This is a genomic window from Acinetobacter sp. YH12131 (assembly GCF_013418635.1).
In the GTDB taxonomy this organism is placed as follows: Bacteria; Pseudomonadota; Gammaproteobacteria; order Pseudomonadales; family Moraxellaceae; genus Acinetobacter; species Acinetobacter towneri.
On sequence record NZ_VPBQ01000004.1, the window covers coordinates 180068 to 200603 of the forward strand.

A 20536-nucleotide genomic window follows, 5' to 3' on the forward strand; every position below is an offset into this window, starting at 1 on the left:
AAAGGTGTACCTATACACAGTTATGGGTACACCATCATTCAGAGATAAAGCATCGCAAAGATGAACTTAACTTTTGGGTTAGGGGCATTCAGGATGGTTACAATTAAGTTGAAGTGCCTTTTGGTGCTGAAAACGTAAGAAGCCTTAGCTATGAAAGAAATATTAAAAAATTTAGTCGAAACAATGACGCTTCCTGAAGATAGTTATCTTGAGCAAGATGCGGAAATTCTTGAAATTTTTGTCGAAGAAATTGAAGAAATCTTCGAAGAATTAAATCCATTATTTACTACTTGGTTTGCGAACCCAACAGATCAAGAAACTTTAGTGACTATTCGTCGTCACTTTCACACTTTAAAAGGCTCGGGTCGCATGGTGGGTGCGAAGTCTGCGGGCGAATTGGCATGGACGGTTGAAGATACTTTAAACCGTGTGCTTTCGGGTGCGGTAACACTCAATACTGATATTCAAAAATACGCAAAAACTGTTTTAAATATTTATCAATACAAGCTTTATCCAATTTTTAAGCAAGTCGGTTTAATTGATCTTGATTTACGCCCATTGGTGCTTTTAGGACAACAATTACAGCAAAACCAAAGTCCTGAACCTGCATTGGAAGAGTTGCTGGTTTTAGCAGATCAACTGACTGCCACTGATATGCCGACAGGACTAGAATTGACGGATGCTGCAGTTGAAACAGCAGCTGTCGCAGCAGTTGAATCATCAGAAGATGTAATGACTGCTGAAGAAATGCCGCAGACAGAAGTTGCACAAGAAGCGGCTGCTGATGCGAGTCTATTGGCTGAAACTCTGGCTATTTTTGTAGAAGAAGCTGAAGAGCATTTAGCGACCATTGATCAGTTCTTGGCACAAGATCAGATTCACTCACAAGACTATAATGGCTTAATCCGTGCATTACATACACTGCGCGGCAGTTCGTCTATGGCGCAAATTGATCAAGTTTTTCAAGCCAGTTCTAAAGTTGAAAACTTGTTTAAAGCGTTTGTACAAGATGAAATTGAATCCACCTCTAAAGAAACTGCGCTGTTGGTGCAATATGCAGAATTTGTCCGGGATTATCTGCATGTACTTCGTCAAGGTCACTGTGATGGTTTAGATGTAATCTATGCAACTTTTAATAAAGCATGGGATAGCTACGGCTTTAGCACCAGCGATACAGAAGACTCTAATCCTCAAGGTTTAGTATCGAAGCTAATCGAACTGAATATTGATCGTTTACTTGATGCCGAATTTGAATTTGATAAATTGGCGCAAGCGCAATTCCCAAGCTATTTAGAAGAACTCAGCGCACAAGCGCAATTGTTGGTAGAGCATACCGATAACCGTGCGTCTGTGGGTATTCATCAATTTACTGAAGAACTTAAAGCTGCTTACGACAGTGTTTTAGCCAAACCAATTCTGCTTAACTCTGAATATGGTTATGAGTTATTTGCACAGGCACACCAAGAGTTTATTCATTTATTCGATACCTTGGCTGCGGGACAGCGTGTTACGGTTACAGAAGACATTCAGAAAACCTTAAATGACTTAACTGCATTTGTGCAGCAAGACATTGATGCAATTGCACTTGAAGCTGCTGAAACATCAGTGAGCGACAATGCTGTAGAAACAACAGTTGTTGCAGAACCTGAAGCGGTGCCTGCTGCAGTTGCTAGCGAAAATTCGGGCACAGTGAATTTGGCGCAATTGTCACAACGTATTGCATCAGATCAACAAAACATGCATGCCGATGATGCCAACAAAGACTTCGATCCTGACTTGCTGGATATCTTCTTGGAAGAAGCAGAAGAGCTTTTGGTGGGTATGGATGAAGATGTCAATACTTGGTCAAAAGACGCCAGCGATACTTCGGCTTTAAACAACTTAATGCGTTATTTGCACACTTTAAAAGGTGGTGCAAATATGATTTCTGCGACGCATATTGGTTTAATTGCACACAACCTTGAGTCGATTTACGAGCGTATCATTAACAACCAAATTGTTGTTTCACCTGCGTTAATTCAAATTATTCGTTTGGTGCAAGATGATATTGCAGACCGTATTCAGACCATTCGTGATGAGCGTGTGGACTATGCTGCGCCAGAGTCGATTGCAATTTTAGGCAACATTGTTAGCTTGGCACAAGGCGATGCAGATGTGTCAGTTGCAAGTGCGACAACCGCAGCGCAGCCTGAACAGACTATTGAGGCAGTAGAAGAGGTTGATGCACAGCCTGAGTTGGCGGTAGAAGCGTTGCAAGATACAACTGCAGATTTAGCTGAAGATGACGCAGTTATTGCTGATGATGCACATTTTGAAGACGCTGCTGCTGCGGCATTTGAGCCGATCACAGAAACTGTAAGTCTTGAAGCAAGTGCTGAATCTGAAGATGAGCAATTACATTCAATTGTGGTTGAGACTTTCAGAGAAGAAGCGGAAGAAATTTTGGATGCTGCAGATCAGCGCTTGAAACAATGGTTTGAACAGCGTAGTGACCGAAGTATCTTGCTTCAATTACAACGTGCGGCGCACAGCTTAAAAGGCGGTGCACGTATGGCTGAAATTGAGTCTGTTGCGCAAATCGCCTATCAACTTGAAAGTGCCTTTGAACAGTTTGCTGTGCATCAATTTAACTCAAATGTTTATGATGCTTTATTGCAAACCACGTTGGCGTGGTTGCGTGATGCAATCTTCAAAGCAGATTACAGCAATTATGACAGCTTAAAATCTAGCTTGTCGGCGATGCAGTTTGTAGATGTATCTGCGCAATTGCCCGAGCGTTTAACGCATACCGACTTGTTATCGCCAAGCCGTAGTTATGAGTTTGTTCAGGGTGATGGTACAGAGCCACCTGCAATGTCGGGTGAGTGGGGCGAAACCACACAGCTGGATAATAGCAATGAGATGATTCGTATCTCTGCCGATTTAGTCGAGAAGATGATTGACTTGTCAGGCGAGAACTCGATTAACCGTTCACGTATTGAAATGGAGCTTGGGCAACTAGGCGGTACGTTGAATGAGATGGAATTGGCGATTAAACGTCTTGCCGATCAGTTACGTCGAATGGAAGGCGAGCTGGAATCGCAAATTATTGCCAAGCACGGTTCTGAAAACTCACGTTATGCAGACTTTGACCCATTAGAGATGGATCAATATTCATCGTTGAATCAGTTGTCTAAATCTCTGGCGGAATCTGCATCGGACTTGGTGGACTTTAAGAGCACCTTGGCTGAAAAAATTCGTGATGCTGAAGGTTTGTTATTACAACAATCACGTATTCAGGCCGAAATTCAAGAAAGCTTGATGCGCACACGCCTTGTACCATTCTCACGTTTATTGCCACGTTTACAACGTATTGTGCGTCAGACTTCATCGACCTTAAACCGTCCAACAGAATTGGTGGTTTATAACACTGAAGGTGAATTAGACCGTACCATTCTAGAGCGTTTGGTGACACCGTTTGAACACATGCTGCGTAATGCGGTCGACCATGGTATTGAAGACCCTGCACAACGTGCTGCAGCCAATAAACCTGAAGTTGGTAAAATTGAACTGAACATTACCCGTCAAGGCACAGATGTTATGGTGACTTTTGTGGATGATGGTAAGGGTATTGATGATGCCAAGATTAAAGAAAAAGCATTGAGCTTAGGTTTAATCAAAGCCGATCAGAATTTAGATAAAAATGAAATTCTGCAATACATTTTCCACCCAGGCTTTACAACAGCGCAATCAGTTACACAAATTTCAGGTCGTGGTGTTGGTTTAGACGTGGTGCAAAGTGAGATTAAGGCGCTCGGCGGTCACGTTTCTGTAGATTCAACATTAGGTCAAGGCACAACCTTTAGTATTCGTGTACCAACGACGGTTGCGGTATCCGATGCCTTAATGGTTAAAGTTGGTGATCAACAATTTGCTGTACCGTTGGCGCAAATTGACCGTATTGTACGTATTGCACCAACCACTTTGGAATCTTACTTCAACAGCAATGAAGATTTCTTCCAAATTGACAACCAGAACTACAAGTTACGTTACTTATCTGAGTTCGTTGGCAATCAGCCATTACCGCGTTTAAGCCATGTGGGTCATTCACTACCTGTTCTGTTAATTAAAGGCAGCACAGGTCAAACCATTGCTTTACTAGTCGATCAGTTGATTGGTTCGCGTGGTCAAATTGTTGTGAAACCAATTGGACAACAGTTCTCAAGCATTGGTGCAATTGCAGGCGCAACTATTTTGGGTGATGGTCAAGTTTGTTTGATTTTGGATGGTCAGAACATTGCCCGTCAAATTCTTGCAACGCAACGTACTAAACAAGCCAGCGATCAACGTGATAGCCAACGTCGTGATACACGCCGCTTAATTATGATTGTGGATGACTCAGTCACCGTACGTAAAGTAACTTCACGTCTGCTTGAGCGTCAAGGTTATGACATCGTGACTGCCAAAGATGGTGTCGATGCCATGGAGCAGCTTGAAAACGTCAAACCTGACTTGATGTTACTGGATATTGAAATGCCACGTATGGATGGTTTTGAGGTGACTAACCTTGTACGCCACCACGACATGCATAGCAATCTGCCGATCATCATGATTACGTCACGTACAGGTGAAAAACACCGCGAACGAGCGTTTAGCTTGGGTGTGACGCACTACATGGGTAAACCGTTCCAAGAGGCAGAATTGCTTGCCAATATTGAACAATTATTAGCAGTTAGTCAGGGGTAAACGATGAGTCAGACGAATAGTCCAAATTTACTCGGGCAAATCAGTCAGCAAGAGCTGCAACATTTAATTACCGTATCTACCGGTTTTATTGATGCTTATATTGTTGAATGTCATGGTAAACAACCAATGCTGATACCTCAAAATATTGTGTTGTCAGCGCTGGATAACGCCACTCAAGTTAAAACTGTGGAATGGCACGAATCGCAATTGCCTGTTTATGCGGTCAATGACCCAGAGAAAAAAATGGGCGTGGCACTGGTCATTGAAGGCGATGAAATGGAGCAGCGTTTTGCTTTGATGTGCAATGAAATGCCTAAAACCCTGCGCTTGCGTATTTCTGAAGTGGTAGATGATGACCAGCAAACCACGACTGATCCTGCGGTATTCCAATATGTCCGTATGGGTGAGCAGGTCTTTCATGTACCAAATTTACAATACATTCAAGAAAACTTGACGGCTTAAACGCAATTTTTCTCCGTTGTAAAATAGAAAAGGAACTCAAAATGGAGTTCCTTTTCTGCTTCATGCAACTAATCTTATAGGGTTTAAGTCAATAACCCTTCCAAAATCTGTTCATAAATTTCTGCTAATGGCTCTAAATCAGCCACATCAACATGCTCGTTAATTTGGTGAATGGTGGCATTGAGTACGCCTAATTCCAACACTTGCGCACCTGTTGGCGCAATAAAGCGACCATCAGATGTACCGCCACTGGTCGATAATTCTGTTTCAACACCTGTGACATTGCGAATGGCTTGACGTGCAGCATTAACCAATTCACCTACAGGGGTTAAAAATGGCAAACCTGAAAGCGTCCAATCGATTTCATAATCCACTTGATGGCGATCTAAAATTTCCAAGACGCGAGCTTTTAGTTCATCTGCAGTCACTTCAGTCGAATAACGGAAGTTAAAGGTCACCGTCATATTGCCAGGGACAACATTGGTCGCGCCTGTTCCTGCTTGAATATTTGAAATTTGAAATGAGGTGGCAGGGAAGTATTCATTGCCATGATCCCACACCGTTTCACACAGTTCCGAAATCGCTTTAGACGCGGTATGAATCGGGTTAATTGCCAAGTGTGGATAAGCCACATGACCTTGTTTACCCTTTACCGTTAAGACACCATTAAGCGAACCGCGACGCCCATTTTTAATAATATCGCCTAATTTATGGGTACTTGAAGGTTCACCCACCAAACACCAAGTCATTTTTTCATGACGTGCTTCCAACGTTTCTACAACTTTTACGGTGCCGTTAATAGAGGGGCCTTCTTCATCTGAGGTGATTAAAAAGGCAATTGAGCCTTTGTGGTCAGGATGTTTGGCGACAAAGCGTTCAGAGGCAACGACCATGGCTGCCAATGCTGTTTTCATGTCGGCACTGCCACGACCATAAAGTTTGCCATCACGAATTTCAGGTACAAATGGATCGGTATTCCATGCGTCTAAATTGCCTGTCGGTACAACATCGGTATGACCTGCAAAGCAAAAGACAGGTGCTTCTGTACCTTTACGCGCCCAGAGGTTATCTACATCGTCAAAACGCATAGATTCAATCTTAAATCCAATTTTTTCTAAGCGTTCTGCCATGAGGTTTTGACAGTTGTGATCGACAGGAGTGACAGACGGTTGGCGTAAAAGCTGAAGGCTTAAATCCAGAGTAGCAGAAGAGGTCATGAGAGTTTCAGACGTTTATCAAGAGTAAGTGCTAATAATAGGGGAATAATGCAACAAAAGTGAAATTTTAGCGTGAAAAAAACCTTGTCCGAGAACAAGGTTTTTTGTGGTTTTTGTGAAGATATTCCTGAAATACTCAGAATTATTTGCGAATTTCTTGTTGGGTTTTTTCAGCAGTATTACTCACCGCATGACCTGCAGAAGATACGTCTTCGCCCACGCCTTTAATTGTATTACAACCCGTTAAAACAAAGGCTAATAGTAGTGAAGTCGCTAGAATTTTTTTCATGATCATCTCCAATATGTTCTAGATAGATTATTTTGATGTGTTTTTTAGCTTAGGAAATAAACAGAATAATAAATAGGCAACTTTTATGGTGCTTACGTAATAAAATGTTGAAACAGTTATTCAGCGTGTTAATGGTGGATAGCTAATCAGCGGTGCAGCACGATACATATAAAATTGTGAATGTGCCGCCCGATAATACAAGCCATCTCCCCACCATTGATTAGGATGGCTACTGGCTTGAGCATTTTGACAAATCCATTCATGACGTTGCAGGCGATAAAACTGTTCTGTTTGTGCAGGAATATCACTCCCCCAAAGACCTAAACGACGAGCGCGATTAACCCAGTATGGCACAAGTGTTGTAGATGATTGTGCCAAGTGATGTATGGCGAAATACAATTGTCCTTTGAGTACTGCAAAACGGCGTTGAATCGGCACATCCAAGGCTTGCTTAAATTGAAATTGCTTTTGACTAAAATGATTCAGTTTACGCGCTAAAGTATCGGAGCGGTTTAAACCATACCAGTGTGCCAAAGAGCAATCCGCTTCGGCTAAGTAGTATTTTAATGCGACTTCCCAGTGTTCAACCTGCTGCGTGTCATGGTTGTGCAGTAAAAAATCCAGTTCACCCACAGTTTTAGCACCATCAATAATTTGAATACTGTGCCCCAATAATTCGAAGGGATGATAGTCACGATCACGCAGCCAAAACCACATCAACATTTCAAAGCGTAAGCCTAAACGGGTACTTTTCAGTTGATTTAAAAAATCGTAAACCGCTTCGGGATGTGAATCTAAATAGGCTAAACGTGATTGATAAGCGTGATAATGGTGTTGCCAAAAAGTATCTGAATGGAATTCAAAAGTATGTTGAATGGGCAATTGCTCAGGCACAGCACATAAAATATTCGGACTTGCCACACTAAAAGCCAACTGACGGATAAGCGGGGTTTTGTAGGTCAGCCATACTTCGGGCAGAAGCTCGGGTTGATGCAACTCAATCATTATGAATCCATGCTGAAAAATGCAGAATTACAACGGAAAATTAAAAAACGCTTTATACTACCGCAATTCGTAGTTTAGGACAGTGGTATGCAAAGCTTGTTATGGCGAAGTTTAGTGGTGATCTTTGTCATCCTTGGCTTTATTGGTGCATTGTTGCCGGGTATGCCTACTACAGTTTTTTTGATTTTAGCAGCTTGGGCATCGTCACGCGGTTGGCCGCAAATGGACAACTGGTTACTGAATCATCCTAAATATGGCAGTACACTCAGAGATTGGCGCGCCAATGGTACTGTACCGCGTAAAGCCAAATGGTTTGCAACGATCATGATGAGTATTAGTGCCGTGATCATGCTGTTCACAACTGCGCCCGTTGCGGTCAAAATTTTTACCAATACCACCATGTTGGTGGTGTGTATTTGGTTGTGGTTACGTCCTGAACCACAGCCGCCCACGAAAGAAGAAGAATAGGGTAGCGCAATGTCTTTTTTATACACACAAGCAGATATTTTGATTGATTTAGCCGAGCAAACTTTATATTTGCCGAAGCATCAGAAACTCTACGTCATCTCGAGTGGTGTGAATGGCATTGGTGAAACTGAAAATAGTGGTAAAACACCACGTGGCTGGCATGAAGTCGCTTTAAAGTTTGGTGAAAATGAACCTGAAAATGCAGTGTTCATTGCACGTCAACCGACAGGGGAAATTTACAATTTAGATTTAGCTGAACAATTTCCTGAACGAGACTGGATTTTGAGCCGCATTTTATGGCTCAGTGGTTTGCAAGAAGGTTTTAATCAAGGCATCGGCTGCGATACTTTTCAGCGTTATATTTATATACATGGCACACCAGACACAGAACCGATGGGCATTCCTGCATCGCATGGCTGTATTCGGATGCGTAACCACGATATTTTAGAATTGTATGAACTGATTCCAGAAAAAGCCTTGGTTTATATTTCTGAACACAAGCTAGATTTAAATAGCTTAGGGTTGCTTGGTTGATGGTGCGTTGATGGTGCGAGTTAATTGAATAAAGTTGTATCTATCACAACATAAAAAACCAACATATTGAGCAGATAGATTGCAGAGCTAACAAGTTGAAAAGCACATTAATTTTGCTTGAAAACTAAAATAACTTGCAGAATTTGTTTGTTTTTATAGCGGATCACCTATTTTTTAATCACTCAGTCACAAAAAACTGAAAACAAGCCGAAAAGCGTTTGACAGGCGGTAAAGATTCTCTATAATGCACCTCACAAACGATAAAGACGTTAAGGGCGCTTAGCTCAGTTGGTAGAGCGTCTGCCTTACAAGCAGAATGTCGGCGGTTCGATCCCGTCAGCGCCCACCAAGCCTTTACGTTATAGATTCTTACGTGCAGCGGTAGTTCAGTTGGTTAGAATACCGGCCTGTCACGCCGGGGGTCGCGGGTTCGAGCCCCGTCCGCTGCGCCACTTAAGATTCTTTAACCATTGTTTGTACCACAATAGTGACTTTGTGTAAGTGCAGCGGTAGTTCAGTTGGTTAGAATACCGGCCTGTCACGCCGGGGGTCGCGGGTTCGAGCCCCGTCCGCTGCGCCATTTACATAAAATTGCTTTTGAGGGCGCTTAGCTCAGTTGGTAGAGCGTCTGCCTTACAAGCAGAATGTCGGCGGTTCGATCCCGTCAGCGCCCACCAGATTCTTTTGCGATGCAGCGGTAGTTCAGTTGGTTAGAATACCGGCCTGTCACGCCGGGGGTCGCGGGTTCGAGCCCCGTCCGCTGCGCCATTCAAAAGAAAAGTTTAGGTTGCCTGATAGACTTAAACTGAAATGATGCAAAGTTTGACAGTTTTGCAAAATCAGAACAAAATGTTGTTTTGATCTTATCAGGGCGCTTAGCTCAGTTGGTAGAGCGTCTGCCTTACAAGCAGAATGTCGGCGGTTCGATCCCGTCAGCGCCCACCATATTTTAGTATTTATGCTTGGCATACATACAAAAAAGACCTTAATTGCTTACGCAATTACCGTTGCAGCGGTAGTTCAGTTGGTTAGAATACCGGCCTGTCACGCCGGGGGTCGCGGGTTCGAGCCCCGTCCGCTGCGCCATTTTTCATTCCCTGATGTGAAAAATGTATTTCAAAGTTCAAGACGACGTTCTTTGCTTGTCTTGCATCATAAAAAATAACGATGTTATTTTTTAATCTTCAGGGCGCTTAGCTCAGTTGGTAGAGCGTCTGCCTTACAAGCAGAATGTCGGCGGTTCGATCCCGTCAGCGCCCACCATATCCTTTCATCCTCATTTATCTTATATTACTTGCGTATTGCAATAAATTCGCCTAAAATTTTTATTTAATAATAATACTAATATCCGTGACTTATGCGAAATCCTTATCAACGTAAAGCTGCATCTAAGCAAGCAACGCAAACTTATAATGCACAAGATATTTACAAGCAATTTATTGAGACCATTGTGTCTCAGGGGCATGTTTTTGCATTGTATGAAGATGGCTGGGCGCTCTGTGCCACGCCTACAGGGCAACGTGCTTTTGCAATGTGGCAAAATAAAAGTCTGGCAAAACTGTTAATTAAAGACAATTGGGCCAATTATCAAGTCGAAGAAATTTCACTGAAAGATTTTATTGAAAAAGTGATTCCATTTTTACGTCAGGAAGCCACCAATATTTCGATGAATCTAAGCCCAGAAGGGCAGAATGTATTGGTTGCCCCTGAAAAGTTATTGCTTGATCTAAAAAATTATTTGTATCAGGTGTATATGCAAAAACCTGAATTTTTTAAAGATATGCAAATTCCTTTACCACGCTCGATACGTTTGAATTAAGCGATCTGCTTGCTAGATTTTATTTTTAATACTCATTCAGCAGCCAACCACTGATATAAGCAAAATACTCGCGTAACCATGCGTTATAGCGGGTATAGAGTGGTGTCGTTGCACTGAGCATGCTGAACTGTGTGTATCCTTGTCGTTTGGCAATGGCTGCTGCACGTGGTGTGTGAAAGTCGCTGGTGACAATTATAATCGGTTGGGTTTTATCTGTGCCTAATGTATGCAGCAAGGGCTGACTGTTTTTCAAATTAAATGCCGTACTGGTGCTTTGGGTTTCCAAGATAATGTGTGATGCTGCAATTGCATAACGTTGTTGCAAATAATTAGACATCACCTGTGCTTCAGTGAGTTGTTCCGCAAATGCAGGGCCACCACTAACAATGAAATAACTTTGAGGATGCTCCAAGGCATACGCGGCTGCTGTATCCAGTCGTTTGGCGAGCGTGGGCGATGGTTGTCCATTTTCAATGCCACTGCCGAGTACAATCACCACTTTAGCATTGTTGGTTACAGTATTTTGCTGCTGTGTACTGAAATGAATATAAGTAAAAAAGATCAGCAGGCTGATGCACCACAGCCAAAATACGCCCCAACCGAATTTCCACAGCCAATCTAAGCGTGTATGTTGTTTTAAGTAGCTTTGAATCCAAGTATAGAAAATGGCATAACACAGCAGCATCATGCCTATTAAAACAGGTAAAACGGTGCCGAAATGAATTTTCTTTAAGCTGATGAGATAGGCACCATCCAATACTAAAATTAATCCAATTAGGCTACTCAATATTCTTTTAAATAGACTAAATTGTGTTTGTACGTGACTTGCTTGCATGCCTTGCATAATTTTATTGTACTGTGATGCTGTACAAACAGTATAGCCGAAGCTGCTGAAAAATTTTGCCTCAACTGAATTATGTTTCGGCTGAGGCTATGGATAAAACTTGGGTGAATTGCCAAGTTTTAGCTATAGAGCTACAGCGCAAGCCATTTAAAAAGTGTCAACAAATCCTAATACACATCTCGGCGATAACGTCCTTGCTGACGTAATTGTTCCAGTTGAGTTTCACCTAGAATATCTTTTAAGGCTTGGTCGACATCACTGGCCATGCCTTGAATGCTACCGCAGACATAAATCACGGCATTTTGTTCAATCCAGCGTTTTAATTCTTCAGCCTGTTCGCGTAACTTATGGTGTACATAGACTTTTTCGGCTTGATCACGGGAAAAGGCCAAATCAAGGCGTTGTAGCATACCTGTGCTTTGCCAAGCCTCGATGGTGTGCTGATAAAAGTAATCGTGCGCTTGCTGACGTTCACCAAAAAACAACCAGTTTTGGGTGTAATTCAGGCGGGTACGTGCATGCAATAAGCTCATTAATCCTGCAAGCCCTGTACCGTTGCCAATACAAATAATTGGGCGGTCATCATCAATTAAATGGAAAGATGGATTATTGCGAATGCGTAATGCGATATTTTGCCCAAGTGCAGCATGTGCAGTTAACCAACCTGAACCTAAGCCAAGCTCGCCTTGAGCATCGAATTTTTGACGCACCACAAGTCTTAAAACCTGTTGTGAAGGAATACTGGCAATTGAATATTCACGACTAGGCAAGGGTGAAAGTTGTGCCAATAATTCATCCGCAGTTTTAAATGTCTGAATTGGCGCGGTGAGGTCTTTATCTGCCAAAGCCTGTACTAAGGTTTGCTGACCATCAGCAAGAATTGTATTGGCATCGAGTTGATGCTGTTTTAAAAAGGCGTGAATCCGTGCAGTGCTGTTTTCAGGCTGAATTTCTGCAATATCACCTGCAGACCAATGTACATCATGTTGTGCTAACAGTTCAATATTGAAGGCGGGTGCGCCTAAACTGTTGGGATTTAGCAAGTCACGTTGCTGTAAGGTCCATGTATCAAAAGTTTTTTCGATATGCATACTTGGTAAGTCAAGTTGTGTGACCTGTACCAAAGCCTGATTCCAACGCTGTATGTCTGCAGGATTGGCATTATTTACTTCAATGGTATTGAACAAGGCATGTGCTTGATTACGTTGCAGCCATGCAGCAATCGTATGTCCAAAACGGCAGTAATGATCTGCATATTCACGTGAACCTAAAGCCAGTACTGCATAACGCAAATGACTCAGGTCACAGGTTTGCGGTAGGATTTTTTTCACAAAACTTGAGGTCAAATCGGGTGCATCACCTGTGCCATAAGTGCTAGCAATACATAACAGTTGGGTGGTGTTTTTAAGATCTTCAAGGCTGAGATGTTGCAGGGCTTTGACTGTGACAGGCTGATGTGCTTCTTGCAGACTAGTAGCGGTGCGCCATGCCAATTGTTCGGCAGTACCTGTTTGGCTGGCATAGACAATGAGCCAGTGTGCAGCATTTGGGTCGATTTGAAATTGAGTCTGGTTTTGACGTGCAGCAAGAGTCAAACGCTTTTGTTTACGACGTTTTAAATACAGCATCCAACCTGTGACGAAAAACAGCGGCATCATCAATGCAGAAAGCATGGCCAAAAATTGATAAACAGGTCCAAAGAAACTACCGCGATGCACAGGTAGCATACTGCTCATGATTTTTTCATTAAGCTGTTTGTTTGCATATAATTCAAGTTGAGTAATACGCGCTTGTTGATAATTAAAAGTTGCGCTATTGCGGGCACGTTCATGTTGTGGAATGACATCGACAAAGTTAATTTCAATTTCACTATTGGCATGTTTAGGCACGTTAAAAGTGATACTGGAATAATCCTGCCCCAATTGCTGCGGGAAATGTTGCCATGCCTGGGTCAAAGCAAGATTAATTTGTGCCTGATCCAGCGTATTTTTCTTGGCTGGTTTTTCTGTATTTGGGCGATCTTTAGCAGTCTGCATTTGCGTTGCTTGATGAGGTACTTGAGCGTTTGGATTTGCAGTTTTATTGCGCCCATCTGCTTGCAATTGTGCTTGTGGTCTTTCCACGCCCATGACTTTAAACATACCATTGCGCCACCAATCATACGACCAATATAGCCCTGTGCATGCCATAACAAGATAGAAGATCACTACCCATGTACCCACCACAGCATGTAAGTCCCAAATAAAATTGCGACCTTTGAGTTGTGGTTTAATCGCAAACCATTGTTTGAATGAATGGCGTTTTGGCCAGCGTAGGTAAATGCCACTTAACACAAAGAACAACAACATGAGGGTACATGCAGCGGTTATTTGTTTACCAATAGGCCCTACGGTTAAGTTGCGGTGTAATTGCTGAATAAACTGGAAAAATTCACGTCCCCGAATTTCAGGCAACACTGCTGCCGAGTAAGGATTAATCAGGATATTTTGTCCACGTTTTGCACCTTCTTTCGCAATATTGATGGTTGAAGATGCAGCCGGGTCTTTTGCAACGGTGATGCTATTAATTTTATAGTCAGGTTGGGTACGCTGAAAATGTTGATAAATTTCTGCAGGGCTTAGTTTGGCTTTCTGCTCAACTTGTACCTGATAACTGTTCGGATTCATCCATTTTAGAATTTCTTGTTCGTAGGAATAAATCGCACCTGTCACGCCCATGAGTGACAAGATCAGTCCTGCAGTAATACCAAGGAACCAGTGAATTTGGAAAAAGGCTTTCTTCAGCATAAACGTTGGTTGTTGAGTATGAATTGTGATGCAGAATAATGCAGAGATGAAGTTAATGCAAATGCTATTTATTCTCATTATCGTTCATTGTTTTAATTTTAAGCAAAAAAAACCTCCATCACAGGGGATAGAGGTTTATTTTTAAATAGGGATATTTAGATTTGCTTGGCTTCACCTGCAGCTTCAGTCAAATGCTTGCGAATGGTGTTGAACGAAAAGTTCTTGCTGTCCATACGCTTAGGCAGAATATAAGCACCTTGCTGACCTTTTACTTTGAAGTTCATCAAGATAAACTCAGGGGTATTGTACCATTCATACACATCTTTCCAGCCAATTGCACCCACGCCTTCTTGAGCGCCCATTTGCTGACGCATCACGATACCGTGCGGCTGTACGCCTAAACGAATCCCTTTAATTTCTTGAACAGGAAATTCATTCATTTTTCGCTTAACGTACCATTCCAAGCCGTATTTACGCACGAGCAGGTAGAGCACCACACAGACAATGGCAACCCAGCAGAAAATTGTCGAATAATTTTTTAATAGCAGAATGCCTAAAATGGAAAGGGCAACAATCACACCCATAATAATCCATGCTTTCATGCCAATTTTATTGGTACTGCGCCAAATTACCAGTTGTGCGTGACGTTGTTCTTCTTCAGAAACTTCGTAGATCACAGGCTGTAGGGTATAGGCGTATAAACTTTTCGCGGTCATAGTGAAACTAACAAATTTAAAACTATAAAAAGTTTAGCATTAATTGCTGTCATGCAGTGAGTATATTGTCGCAAAATCATGCTAAGGTCGGTGAATACTTGTGCAGCTTAGGGCGAATAAGTAGGCACTGACCGTTTGCAGGATTGTTTATAAAGACGCCAGTTCAGTTGCGTCCTGATCATGTTCGTGGCTTAAACTTTGTTTTAAGCGACTTAATTGTTGCAAGATACTCATCATCAAAGATAATTGCTGCAAAATAATTAATGATTTTTGATCTTCTTCTTTGTTTTGGCTTAAACGCTGACGAATGGTTTGCAACATGTTGTGTGCACTTAAATCTGGCGTTTCATCTTTCAGTAAAGCACCTTGAATATCGTCCATTGCTTGATCGAGCAGTTGCAAGACTTCCTGATCGTCAATTTTGTCACGATGCGCACCAAGTGCAGCAATATAGCTAATAAAGGTGTGATTTAGACACAAGAACTCAAAGGCTTGAGCTTTTTGATTGGGGTCAAAATCAGGTTCGGTGGCGAGTGTTGAAATCAGTGAAGCAACTTCTGCATCGGTATTATGAGCAGCACGGCGCACGACACGATAATTCAAACCGTTGTTGCGTCCATTTTTATATTGTTCAATCACTTCTGCCAAATAGCCACATTGCGCGGTGAGTGAGCGGCGAATCGTGCGTGATAGACGGCGGAATTTCCAATCGGGGAAGATAAAACTCACGCCAAACCATGCTAGCGCACAACCAATTAAGGTATCGACCATACGTGGTACGGCTGCAGCATAGCCTAAACCCTCTAGGTTAAAGTTCATCAGCGCCAAAATGGTCATAAAGGCAGTGGCTTGTGCATATTGTTTACTACGCAATTCAAAGAACAACATGCCACTAATCACTAAAACCAGTAATTGTCCTTCTACAGATGGTACAAAATATAAAATGGTGTAGCCGACTACAATCCCTGCCAACGTCCCAATAATACGCAAACGTAAACGTCGTTTGGTGGTGTTAAAGTTGGGCTGCATCACAAACAGGGCGGTCAGTAAAATCCAGTAGCCATATTGAATATTGGTGACTTGCACAAAAATATAGCCAATCAATAGTACAATCGACAAACGAATGGCGTGGCGGAACAAGACCGATTCTGGGGTTAAATGCTGCTTGATCCGAATGACAATATCATCCCAACTTTTTAAGTCGTCATCTTTCAGTTGTTGTTCAATATGTTTTGATTTATCCAGTTTAATATTGCGTTCGGTTTCAAGGTTACGCAATTGAGCATCAATAGATTTCAGGTTTTGGTATAGGGCAAACAATGCATTAATCCAGACTTGGTCATATTGCTGTTCACTGCGCAGTTTTTCTAAAGACTGTTTAAGATTTTCAAAAGCATGTTTAAAACGCTTGTTATGCACATAAGGTTTACGGTGCAAAATGCTTTCGCTTAAATCTTTACAGGCTTTGCCCTGAATCGACAAAATGCGTTGGAAGCGAAATAAAATATCGCTGTGCTGAAATATTTTCGCCAGTTTTTGATAATCAATATGTGCAGAGTCGGCACGTTCGTGAATGTCTTGTGCGACAAAGTAATACTGTAAGCTACGTCGGGTATCTTTTTGCCCGCGGTCACCTTTTAAACGGGTCAGTAAAGCGGTTTTTAAGTCGTTAAAAATCGCAATTAATTTGCCATTTTCAAGTGATAAATCAATGATACTTTGTTGATAACTCGGTGCAGTCATATCCACATCAAATAGATTTGATTTGGCAAATAAAAAATCACCCAAAGAAGAATAACTGAGTGAAAGTTTGTCTTGTAAGGCACGAACAGGGAACAGTAAAAAGCTGATGGTCGAAATTAAGCCGTACCAAATTGCGCCCGAAACCAAAAGCAGCGGCTGCATGTACCAGTCATCAAATAGGTTGACGCCAAGCATGGAATAGACTGACACCACCAAACAGCCATAAGAAATGGTGGCATAACGTCGTCCGAGCGAACCGAGCAAAATTAAGACAATACACGACAGGATTAAGCCTGTAGCAAATAAAATAGGATGCGGAAATAAAAACTGAATTGATGTGGCGGTAACAAAGAAACCAATATAGGTATAGAGCTGATTGACAATACGCACCGAAAAACGGTCATCAATATCACTCAAACCTGCGGCAAGCACACCTAAAGTTAAAGGAATAGTGGCAAGCTGCATCCCCATAAAATAGGGAACAAAAGCAGTTCCCGCAAATGCAATGAGCATGCGGATGTTATACATAAATGTGGTGTTATAGGTCGCTTGTTTGAGCTTTATCAGCCAAGGTTTCAACATCATTCCTTTAAGTAAACTTTTCTGTCTAAACAGAGATTTATGCTGCAAGATGAAGGTTTGCGTACATTGTAACTGTAGATGAGATGTTTAGAGTGCCTAATATGTGAAAATTCATCTTTGATCACAACAAATCATACTATGGAGCGTGTAAGCTTGTCTGTACATCTGTCATTTCATCATAAAATATGAGCATATCGAAAACGCTGCCAAGTTCAAGCAGTACGCCACCATCTAGGCAACAACCCAACATGCGGCAATATTCGACTGCGTGGATTTTATTGTTGGCGTTATTGACTTCGCTTGGGCCTTTATCGATTGATATGTATTTGCCTGCCTTGCCCGTTATGGCAAGCGAGTTTGGCGTATCGACCCAAATGGTCGCAAACAGTTTGCCTGCCTACTTTTTAGGTTTGGCATTGGGTCAACTGATTTACGGGCCGCTGAGTGATCGGATTGGACGTAAGCCGCCTTTATATTTTGGCTTGGCACTATTTTCACTCGCCAGTATGTTGTGTGTGTTTGCACAAAATGAATGGGGACTGATTGCTGCACGTATTTTGCAGGCTTTGGGTGGCTGTGTGGGTGTGGTAATTGCACGAGCAGCTATTCGTGATCGCTTGGATTTGCAAACATCCGCTCAAGCTTTTTCGAGCATGATGATTGTGATGACCATTGCGCCCATTATTGCACCTACGCTGGGCGCATGGGTACTTAGATGGATGAATTGGCAAGCTATTTTTGTAGTGCTGACCTGCGTTGGAATTATTTGCTGTTTATGTGTGCACTTCTTTTTTAAAGAAACTTTGGCGAAAGAACGTCGTTTAAATTTGAACTTTCAGCAAGTACTGACCTTATATTTTGCCATTTTAAAAGATCGTGATTTTCGTTTTCCAATGTTGGCAGGCTGTCTGACTGGTGGGGCATTGTTTTGCTATATCAGCGGTTCAAGTGCAGTCATGATGGATCAATATGGCTTGAGTGAAACAGCTTTTGCTTATGTGTTTGGTGCCAATGCGATTGGTATTATGCTGTTTTCGACCCTGAATAAAAAAATCAGTGGCAAATTGGGTGTGTTACAACGCTTAAAATTGGGCAGCATGATTCAACTGAGTGGTGCGGTCATTCTACTGCTTGCAGGTAGTTTGGGGTATGCACCTTTGGCATTGGTGATGGTCGGTTTATTTCTTGCTGTGTCTGGGATTGGTTTTACAGGCCCGAATGCTATGGCACTGGCAATGGCAAAACAGGGCGCACGTGCAGGAACAGCCAGTGCGGTCATGGGCAGTGTGCAATTCTTTTGTGGCTTGATTGGTGGGGTGTTACTCAACTTTTTAACAGGCAGTGCTTTGCTGAATATGGCTGTATTAATGCTGCTATTTATTGGGTTTGGGATGTTTGCCGTTTTTCATATTTTGCAACCTCAATCAGACTGAGTTGGGGTCAATACTTTTTCAAATGGTGATTTTTTTCGAAAAAATCGGGCTTTTAGACAGAACTGAAATATATACAATAGTCTAATGGTGGTGTAAATACTTGAATAATCAACCTATTTAAAGTATTGAATTTTATATGGTTTAATTGTTTGAATCTGTAATTATGATTAATTGTGATTTCTTATTCGGGAAAACTGATTTTAATAAACGTCATAACTTGATAGATTTAAGCCTGTAATAAATGACACAAATTGTAATATTTTTAATATTGATGTGTCTTTGTCTATTGGGGCAAAAGTGTGTTGATTTTTAAGCCATTTTTATAATTCGAAGTGAAATCGATAGATGACGAACAAAATCATCATGCACGGATGCAGCGTTGTTTTATTTTGGAGAAATGAATGAGTCAATTATTCAACGGTCAGTTTATGATCAAAGGTTTGGCGATTGCCGTTACAACATTAATGGTGGGTACTGCTCACGCAGCAAAAACTGAGCAACAACAAATTCAAGAACTTCGTCAAGAAGTTGAAGCGTTGAAATCGTTAATTCAGCAACAACAGCAAGTACAACAACAGCAGCAAACTCAAATTGCCCAAGTACAACAGGCGAAACCTGCTGCACCTGCAAGTGCATTAAGCAGCTTAAAGTCTAAATCTGGTGCAGACGTATCTATTTATGGTTCGATCCGTGGCGATGCGAACTATATTATTGATGGTGCGGATAGTGACTTTAACAGTACTCATACTGTGGGTAATGCAACAACTAAATCTACAAAAGATAAATTACGTGCTACACCAAAAGTTACTCGTTTTGGATTAGATTTTAATACGCCAATGGGTGACAACAAGCTAGGTGGTAAAATCGAAGTTGATTTTGCAAGTTCTGATAATGACAAATCAGAAAACTTACGTATCCGTCATGCTTATTTGACTTTAAACAACTGGTTATTTGGTCAAACTACATCGAATTTCTTGTCAAATCATGCACCAGAAATGATTGATTTTGCGACTAACATTGGTGGTGGTACAGCACGTGTGCCGCAAGTACGCTACAACTATAAATTAGCGCCTGCGACACAATTATTCGTTTCTGCTGAAGAAGGTAATAGTTCTGGTACTGATATTACTTATCGTGTACCAAATTTAACGGCAAAAGTGACTCAAGCTTATGCAGAAGGTAAAGGTTCTGCTTCTGCACGTGCATTGGTAGAACATTATAAAGCTACTTCTGGTGATGATAAAACAGGTTGGGGGGTGGCTGCAGGTACCAACTACCAAGTTTCAGAACCATTAAAAGTGTCTGCTGATGTATCTTATGTACAAGGTAACAGCAACTACTTATATGGCAATAACTCTGCGTATGTACTTGATGCTAATAAGAACATTGAGCAAAATGAAGCGATTGGTGTACAAGTGGGCGCAACTTATAAGTTCTCACCACAACTGCGTTCAACTTTAGCTTATGGTGCTTTATTTGCAGATGATGGTACAGACTATGCGCGTTTAAATGATGGCGCTAACGAGAAAGTACAACAAGCGTGGATTAACTTTATCTATTCACCTGTAAAACCAGTCGATTTAGGTATTGAGTATATCAACGGTGAGCGTGAAACTTTCAAAGGTCAAAAATTCAGTGATGATCGTGTAGGTTTCATGGCACGTTATAGCTTCTAAGTCGCTACTTTTGAGCAAAATCCAAAACAGAGCTTAATTTTAAGCTCTGTTTTTTTATGTATAAAATTTATAGCATTAATTCAATAACTTAAATTTTATCCAGTTTAAAGGAATGTTGTAACTTTCTCTTATAGCTGAAAACAATCATTAAAAATTATAGAAAAAACGCAGAAAATAGCAGCTTTTTGTCAAAAAAAATGCATAATGATCGACCTTTAATCTTGCTGTTTTTTATCA

Annotated in this window: 14 protein-coding genes and 8 tRNA genes; 15 read left to right on the plus strand and 7 right to left on the minus strand. The window is 41.6% G+C overall.

Going from position 1 to position 20536, the window contains the following annotated elements:
- The first annotated feature begins 150 nt into the window (after positions 1-150).
- Together FTU66_RS05120 and FTU66_RS05125 are read left to right on the plus strand one after the other, a co-directional pair.
- Positions 151-4725 (plus strand): Hpt domain-containing protein, encoded by a 4575-nt coding sequence (locus tag FTU66_RS05120; RefSeq protein WP_180112426.1) that lies wholly within the window; start codon positions 151-153, stop codon positions 4723-4725.
- Between the two features lie 3 nt (positions 4726-4728).
- Complete coding sequence (locus tag FTU66_RS05125) at positions 4729-5187, plus strand: hypothetical protein (protein ID WP_167846162.1); 459 nt, start codon at positions 4729-4731, stop codon at positions 5185-5187.
- An 83-nt stretch (positions 5188-5270) separates the two neighbouring features.
- Here the strand turns inward: FTU66_RS05125 and dapE are convergent, their stop codons facing one another.
- The 3 genes from dapE to FTU66_RS05140 form a co-directional block, all read right to left on the minus strand.
- Positions 5271-6404, minus strand: coding sequence for a succinyl-diaminopimelate desuccinylase (gene dapE, locus FTU66_RS05130; RefSeq protein WP_180112427.1), 1134 nt, complete (start codon positions 6402-6404; stop codon positions 5271-5273).
- Between the two features lie 142 nt (positions 6405-6546).
- The gene (locus tag FTU66_RS05135) at positions 6547-6693 is read right to left on the minus strand and encodes an entericidin A/B family lipoprotein (RefSeq protein WP_096901466.1); all 147 of its coding nucleotides are present in this window, start codon (positions 6691-6693) and stop codon (positions 6547-6549) included.
- Between the two features lie 120 nt (positions 6694-6813).
- The gene (locus tag FTU66_RS05140; RefSeq protein WP_180005966.1) at positions 6814-7698 is read right to left on the minus strand and encodes a DUF1853 family protein; all 885 of its coding nucleotides are present in this window, start codon (positions 7696-7698) and stop codon (positions 6814-6816) included.
- Between the two features lie 87 nt (positions 7699-7785).
- Here FTU66_RS05140 and FTU66_RS05145 point away from each other — a divergent pair, with 87 nt between their 5' ends.
- The 11 genes from FTU66_RS05145 to FTU66_RS05195 all read left to right on the plus strand — a co-directional run bounded on the left by FTU66_RS05145 (position 7786) and on the right by FTU66_RS05195 (position 10519).
- Positions 7786-8166: a YbaN family protein gene (locus FTU66_RS05145; RefSeq protein ID WP_004968265.1), complete on the plus strand. Its 381-nt coding sequence runs from the start codon at positions 7786-7788 to the stop codon at positions 8164-8166.
- Positions 8167-8175: 9 nt separating this feature from the next.
- Positions 8176-8700 carry a cell wall-recycling L,D-carboxypeptidase ElsL gene (elsL, locus tag FTU66_RS05150; RefSeq protein ID WP_004968267.1) on the plus strand — a complete coding sequence of 175 codons (525 nt, stop codon included), beginning with the start codon at positions 8176-8178 and terminating at the stop codon, positions 8698-8700.
- Between the two features lie 273 nt (positions 8701-8973).
- Positions 8974-9049 (plus strand) — tRNA-Val (locus FTU66_RS05155).
- A gap of 26 nt (positions 9050-9075) precedes the next feature.
- Positions 9076-9152, plus strand: a tRNA-Asp gene (locus FTU66_RS05160).
- Between the two features lie 51 nt (positions 9153-9203).
- Positions 9204-9280 (plus strand) — tRNA-Asp (locus FTU66_RS05165).
- A gap of 21 nt (positions 9281-9301) precedes the next feature.
- A tRNA-Val gene (locus tag FTU66_RS05170) sits at positions 9302-9377 on the plus strand.
- 14 nt (positions 9378-9391) lie between these two features.
- Positions 9392-9468: transfer RNA gene (locus tag FTU66_RS05175), tRNA-Asp, on the plus strand.
- A 101-nt stretch (positions 9469-9569) separates the two neighbouring features.
- Positions 9570-9645 (plus strand) — tRNA-Val (locus FTU66_RS05180).
- A 64-nt stretch (positions 9646-9709) separates the two neighbouring features.
- Positions 9710-9786 (plus strand) — tRNA-Asp (locus FTU66_RS05185).
- A 101-nt stretch (positions 9787-9887) separates the two neighbouring features.
- Positions 9888-9963, plus strand: a tRNA-Val gene (locus FTU66_RS05190).
- Positions 9964-10057: 94 nt separating this feature from the next.
- Complete coding sequence (locus FTU66_RS05195; protein ID WP_004977378.1) at positions 10058-10519, plus strand: DUF2750 domain-containing protein; 462 nt, start codon at positions 10058-10060, stop codon at positions 10517-10519.
- Positions 10520-10544: 25 nt separating this feature from the next.
- Here FTU66_RS05195 and FTU66_RS05200 read toward each other — a convergent pair whose 3' ends face one another.
- The 4 genes from FTU66_RS05200 to yccS all read right to left on the minus strand — a co-directional run bounded on the left by FTU66_RS05200 (position 10545) and on the right by yccS (position 17187).
- Entirely contained in the window at positions 10545-11363 is an 819-nt protein-coding gene (locus FTU66_RS05200) for a YdcF family protein (protein ID WP_154320468.1), read from the minus strand.
- 167 nt (positions 11364-11530) lie between these two features.
- Positions 11531-14149, minus strand: a complete 2619-nt coding sequence (locus tag FTU66_RS05205) for a sulfite reductase flavoprotein subunit alpha (protein ID WP_180112428.1) — start codon at positions 14147-14149, stop codon at positions 11531-11533.
- A 155-nt stretch (positions 14150-14304) separates the two neighbouring features.
- Positions 14305-14865, minus strand: coding sequence for a YcxB family protein (locus FTU66_RS05210; RefSeq protein ID WP_004977388.1), 561 nt, complete (start codon positions 14863-14865; stop codon positions 14305-14307).
- 147 nt (positions 14866-15012) lie between these two features.
- Complete coding sequence (gene yccS, locus FTU66_RS05215) at positions 15013-17187, minus strand: YccS family putative transporter (protein WP_131261543.1); 2175 nt, start codon at positions 17185-17187, stop codon at positions 15013-15015.
- A gap of 251 nt (positions 17188-17438) precedes the next feature.
- On the opposite strand from yccS, the gene FTU66_RS05220 reads away from it, so the two are divergent.
- Entirely contained in the window at positions 17439-18623 is a 1185-nt protein-coding gene (locus FTU66_RS05220; RefSeq protein ID WP_131261542.1) for a multidrug effflux MFS transporter, read from the plus strand.
- Between the two features lie 401 nt (positions 18624-19024).
- Positions 19025-20299 (plus strand): DcaP family trimeric outer membrane transporter, encoded by a 1275-nt coding sequence (locus tag FTU66_RS05225; RefSeq protein ID WP_180112429.1) that lies wholly within the window; start codon positions 19025-19027, stop codon positions 20297-20299.
- The last annotated feature ends 237 nt before the right edge of the window (positions 20300-20536 follow it).

Coding starts and splice junctions, on each gene's coding strand:
- FTU66_RS05120 (WP_180112426.1), top strand. CDS start 151: ATGAAAGAAATATTAAAAAATTTAGTCGAAACAATGACGCTTCCTGAA.
- FTU66_RS05125 (WP_167846162.1), top strand. CDS start 4,729: ATGAGTCAGACGAATAGTCCAAATTTACTCGGGCAAATCAGTCAGCAA.
- dapE (WP_180112427.1), bottom strand. CDS start 6,404: ATGACCTCTTCTGCTACTCTGGATTTAAGCCTTCAGCTTTTACGCCAA.
- FTU66_RS05135 (WP_096901466.1), bottom strand. CDS start 6,693: ATGAAAAAAATTCTAGCGACTTCACTACTATTAGCCTTTGTTTTAACG.
- FTU66_RS05140 (WP_180005966.1), bottom strand. CDS start 7,698: ATGATTGAGTTGCATCAACCCGAGCTTCTGCCCGAAGTATGGCTGACC.
- FTU66_RS05145 (WP_004968265.1), top strand. CDS start 7,786: ATGCAAAGCTTGTTATGGCGAAGTTTAGTGGTGATCTTTGTCATCCTT.
- elsL (WP_004968267.1), top strand. CDS start 8,176: ATGTCTTTTTTATACACACAAGCAGATATTTTGATTGATTTAGCCGAG.
- FTU66_RS05195 (WP_004977378.1), top strand. CDS start 10,058: ATGCGAAATCCTTATCAACGTAAAGCTGCATCTAAGCAAGCAACGCAA.
- FTU66_RS05200 (WP_154320468.1), bottom strand. CDS start 11,363: ATGCAAGGCATGCAAGCAAGTCACGTACAAACACAATTTAGTCTATTT.
- FTU66_RS05205 (WP_180112428.1), bottom strand. CDS start 14,149: ATGCTGAAGAAAGCCTTTTTCCAAATTCACTGGTTCCTTGGTATTACT.
- FTU66_RS05210 (WP_004977388.1), bottom strand. CDS start 14,865: ATGACCGCGAAAAGTTTATACGCCTATACCCTACAGCCTGTGATCTAC.
- FTU66_RS05220 (WP_131261542.1), top strand. CDS start 17,439: ATGCGGCAATATTCGACTGCGTGGATTTTATTGTTGGCGTTATTGACT.
- FTU66_RS05225 (WP_180112429.1), top strand. CDS start 19,025: ATGAGTCAATTATTCAACGGTCAGTTTATGATCAAAGGTTTGGCGATT.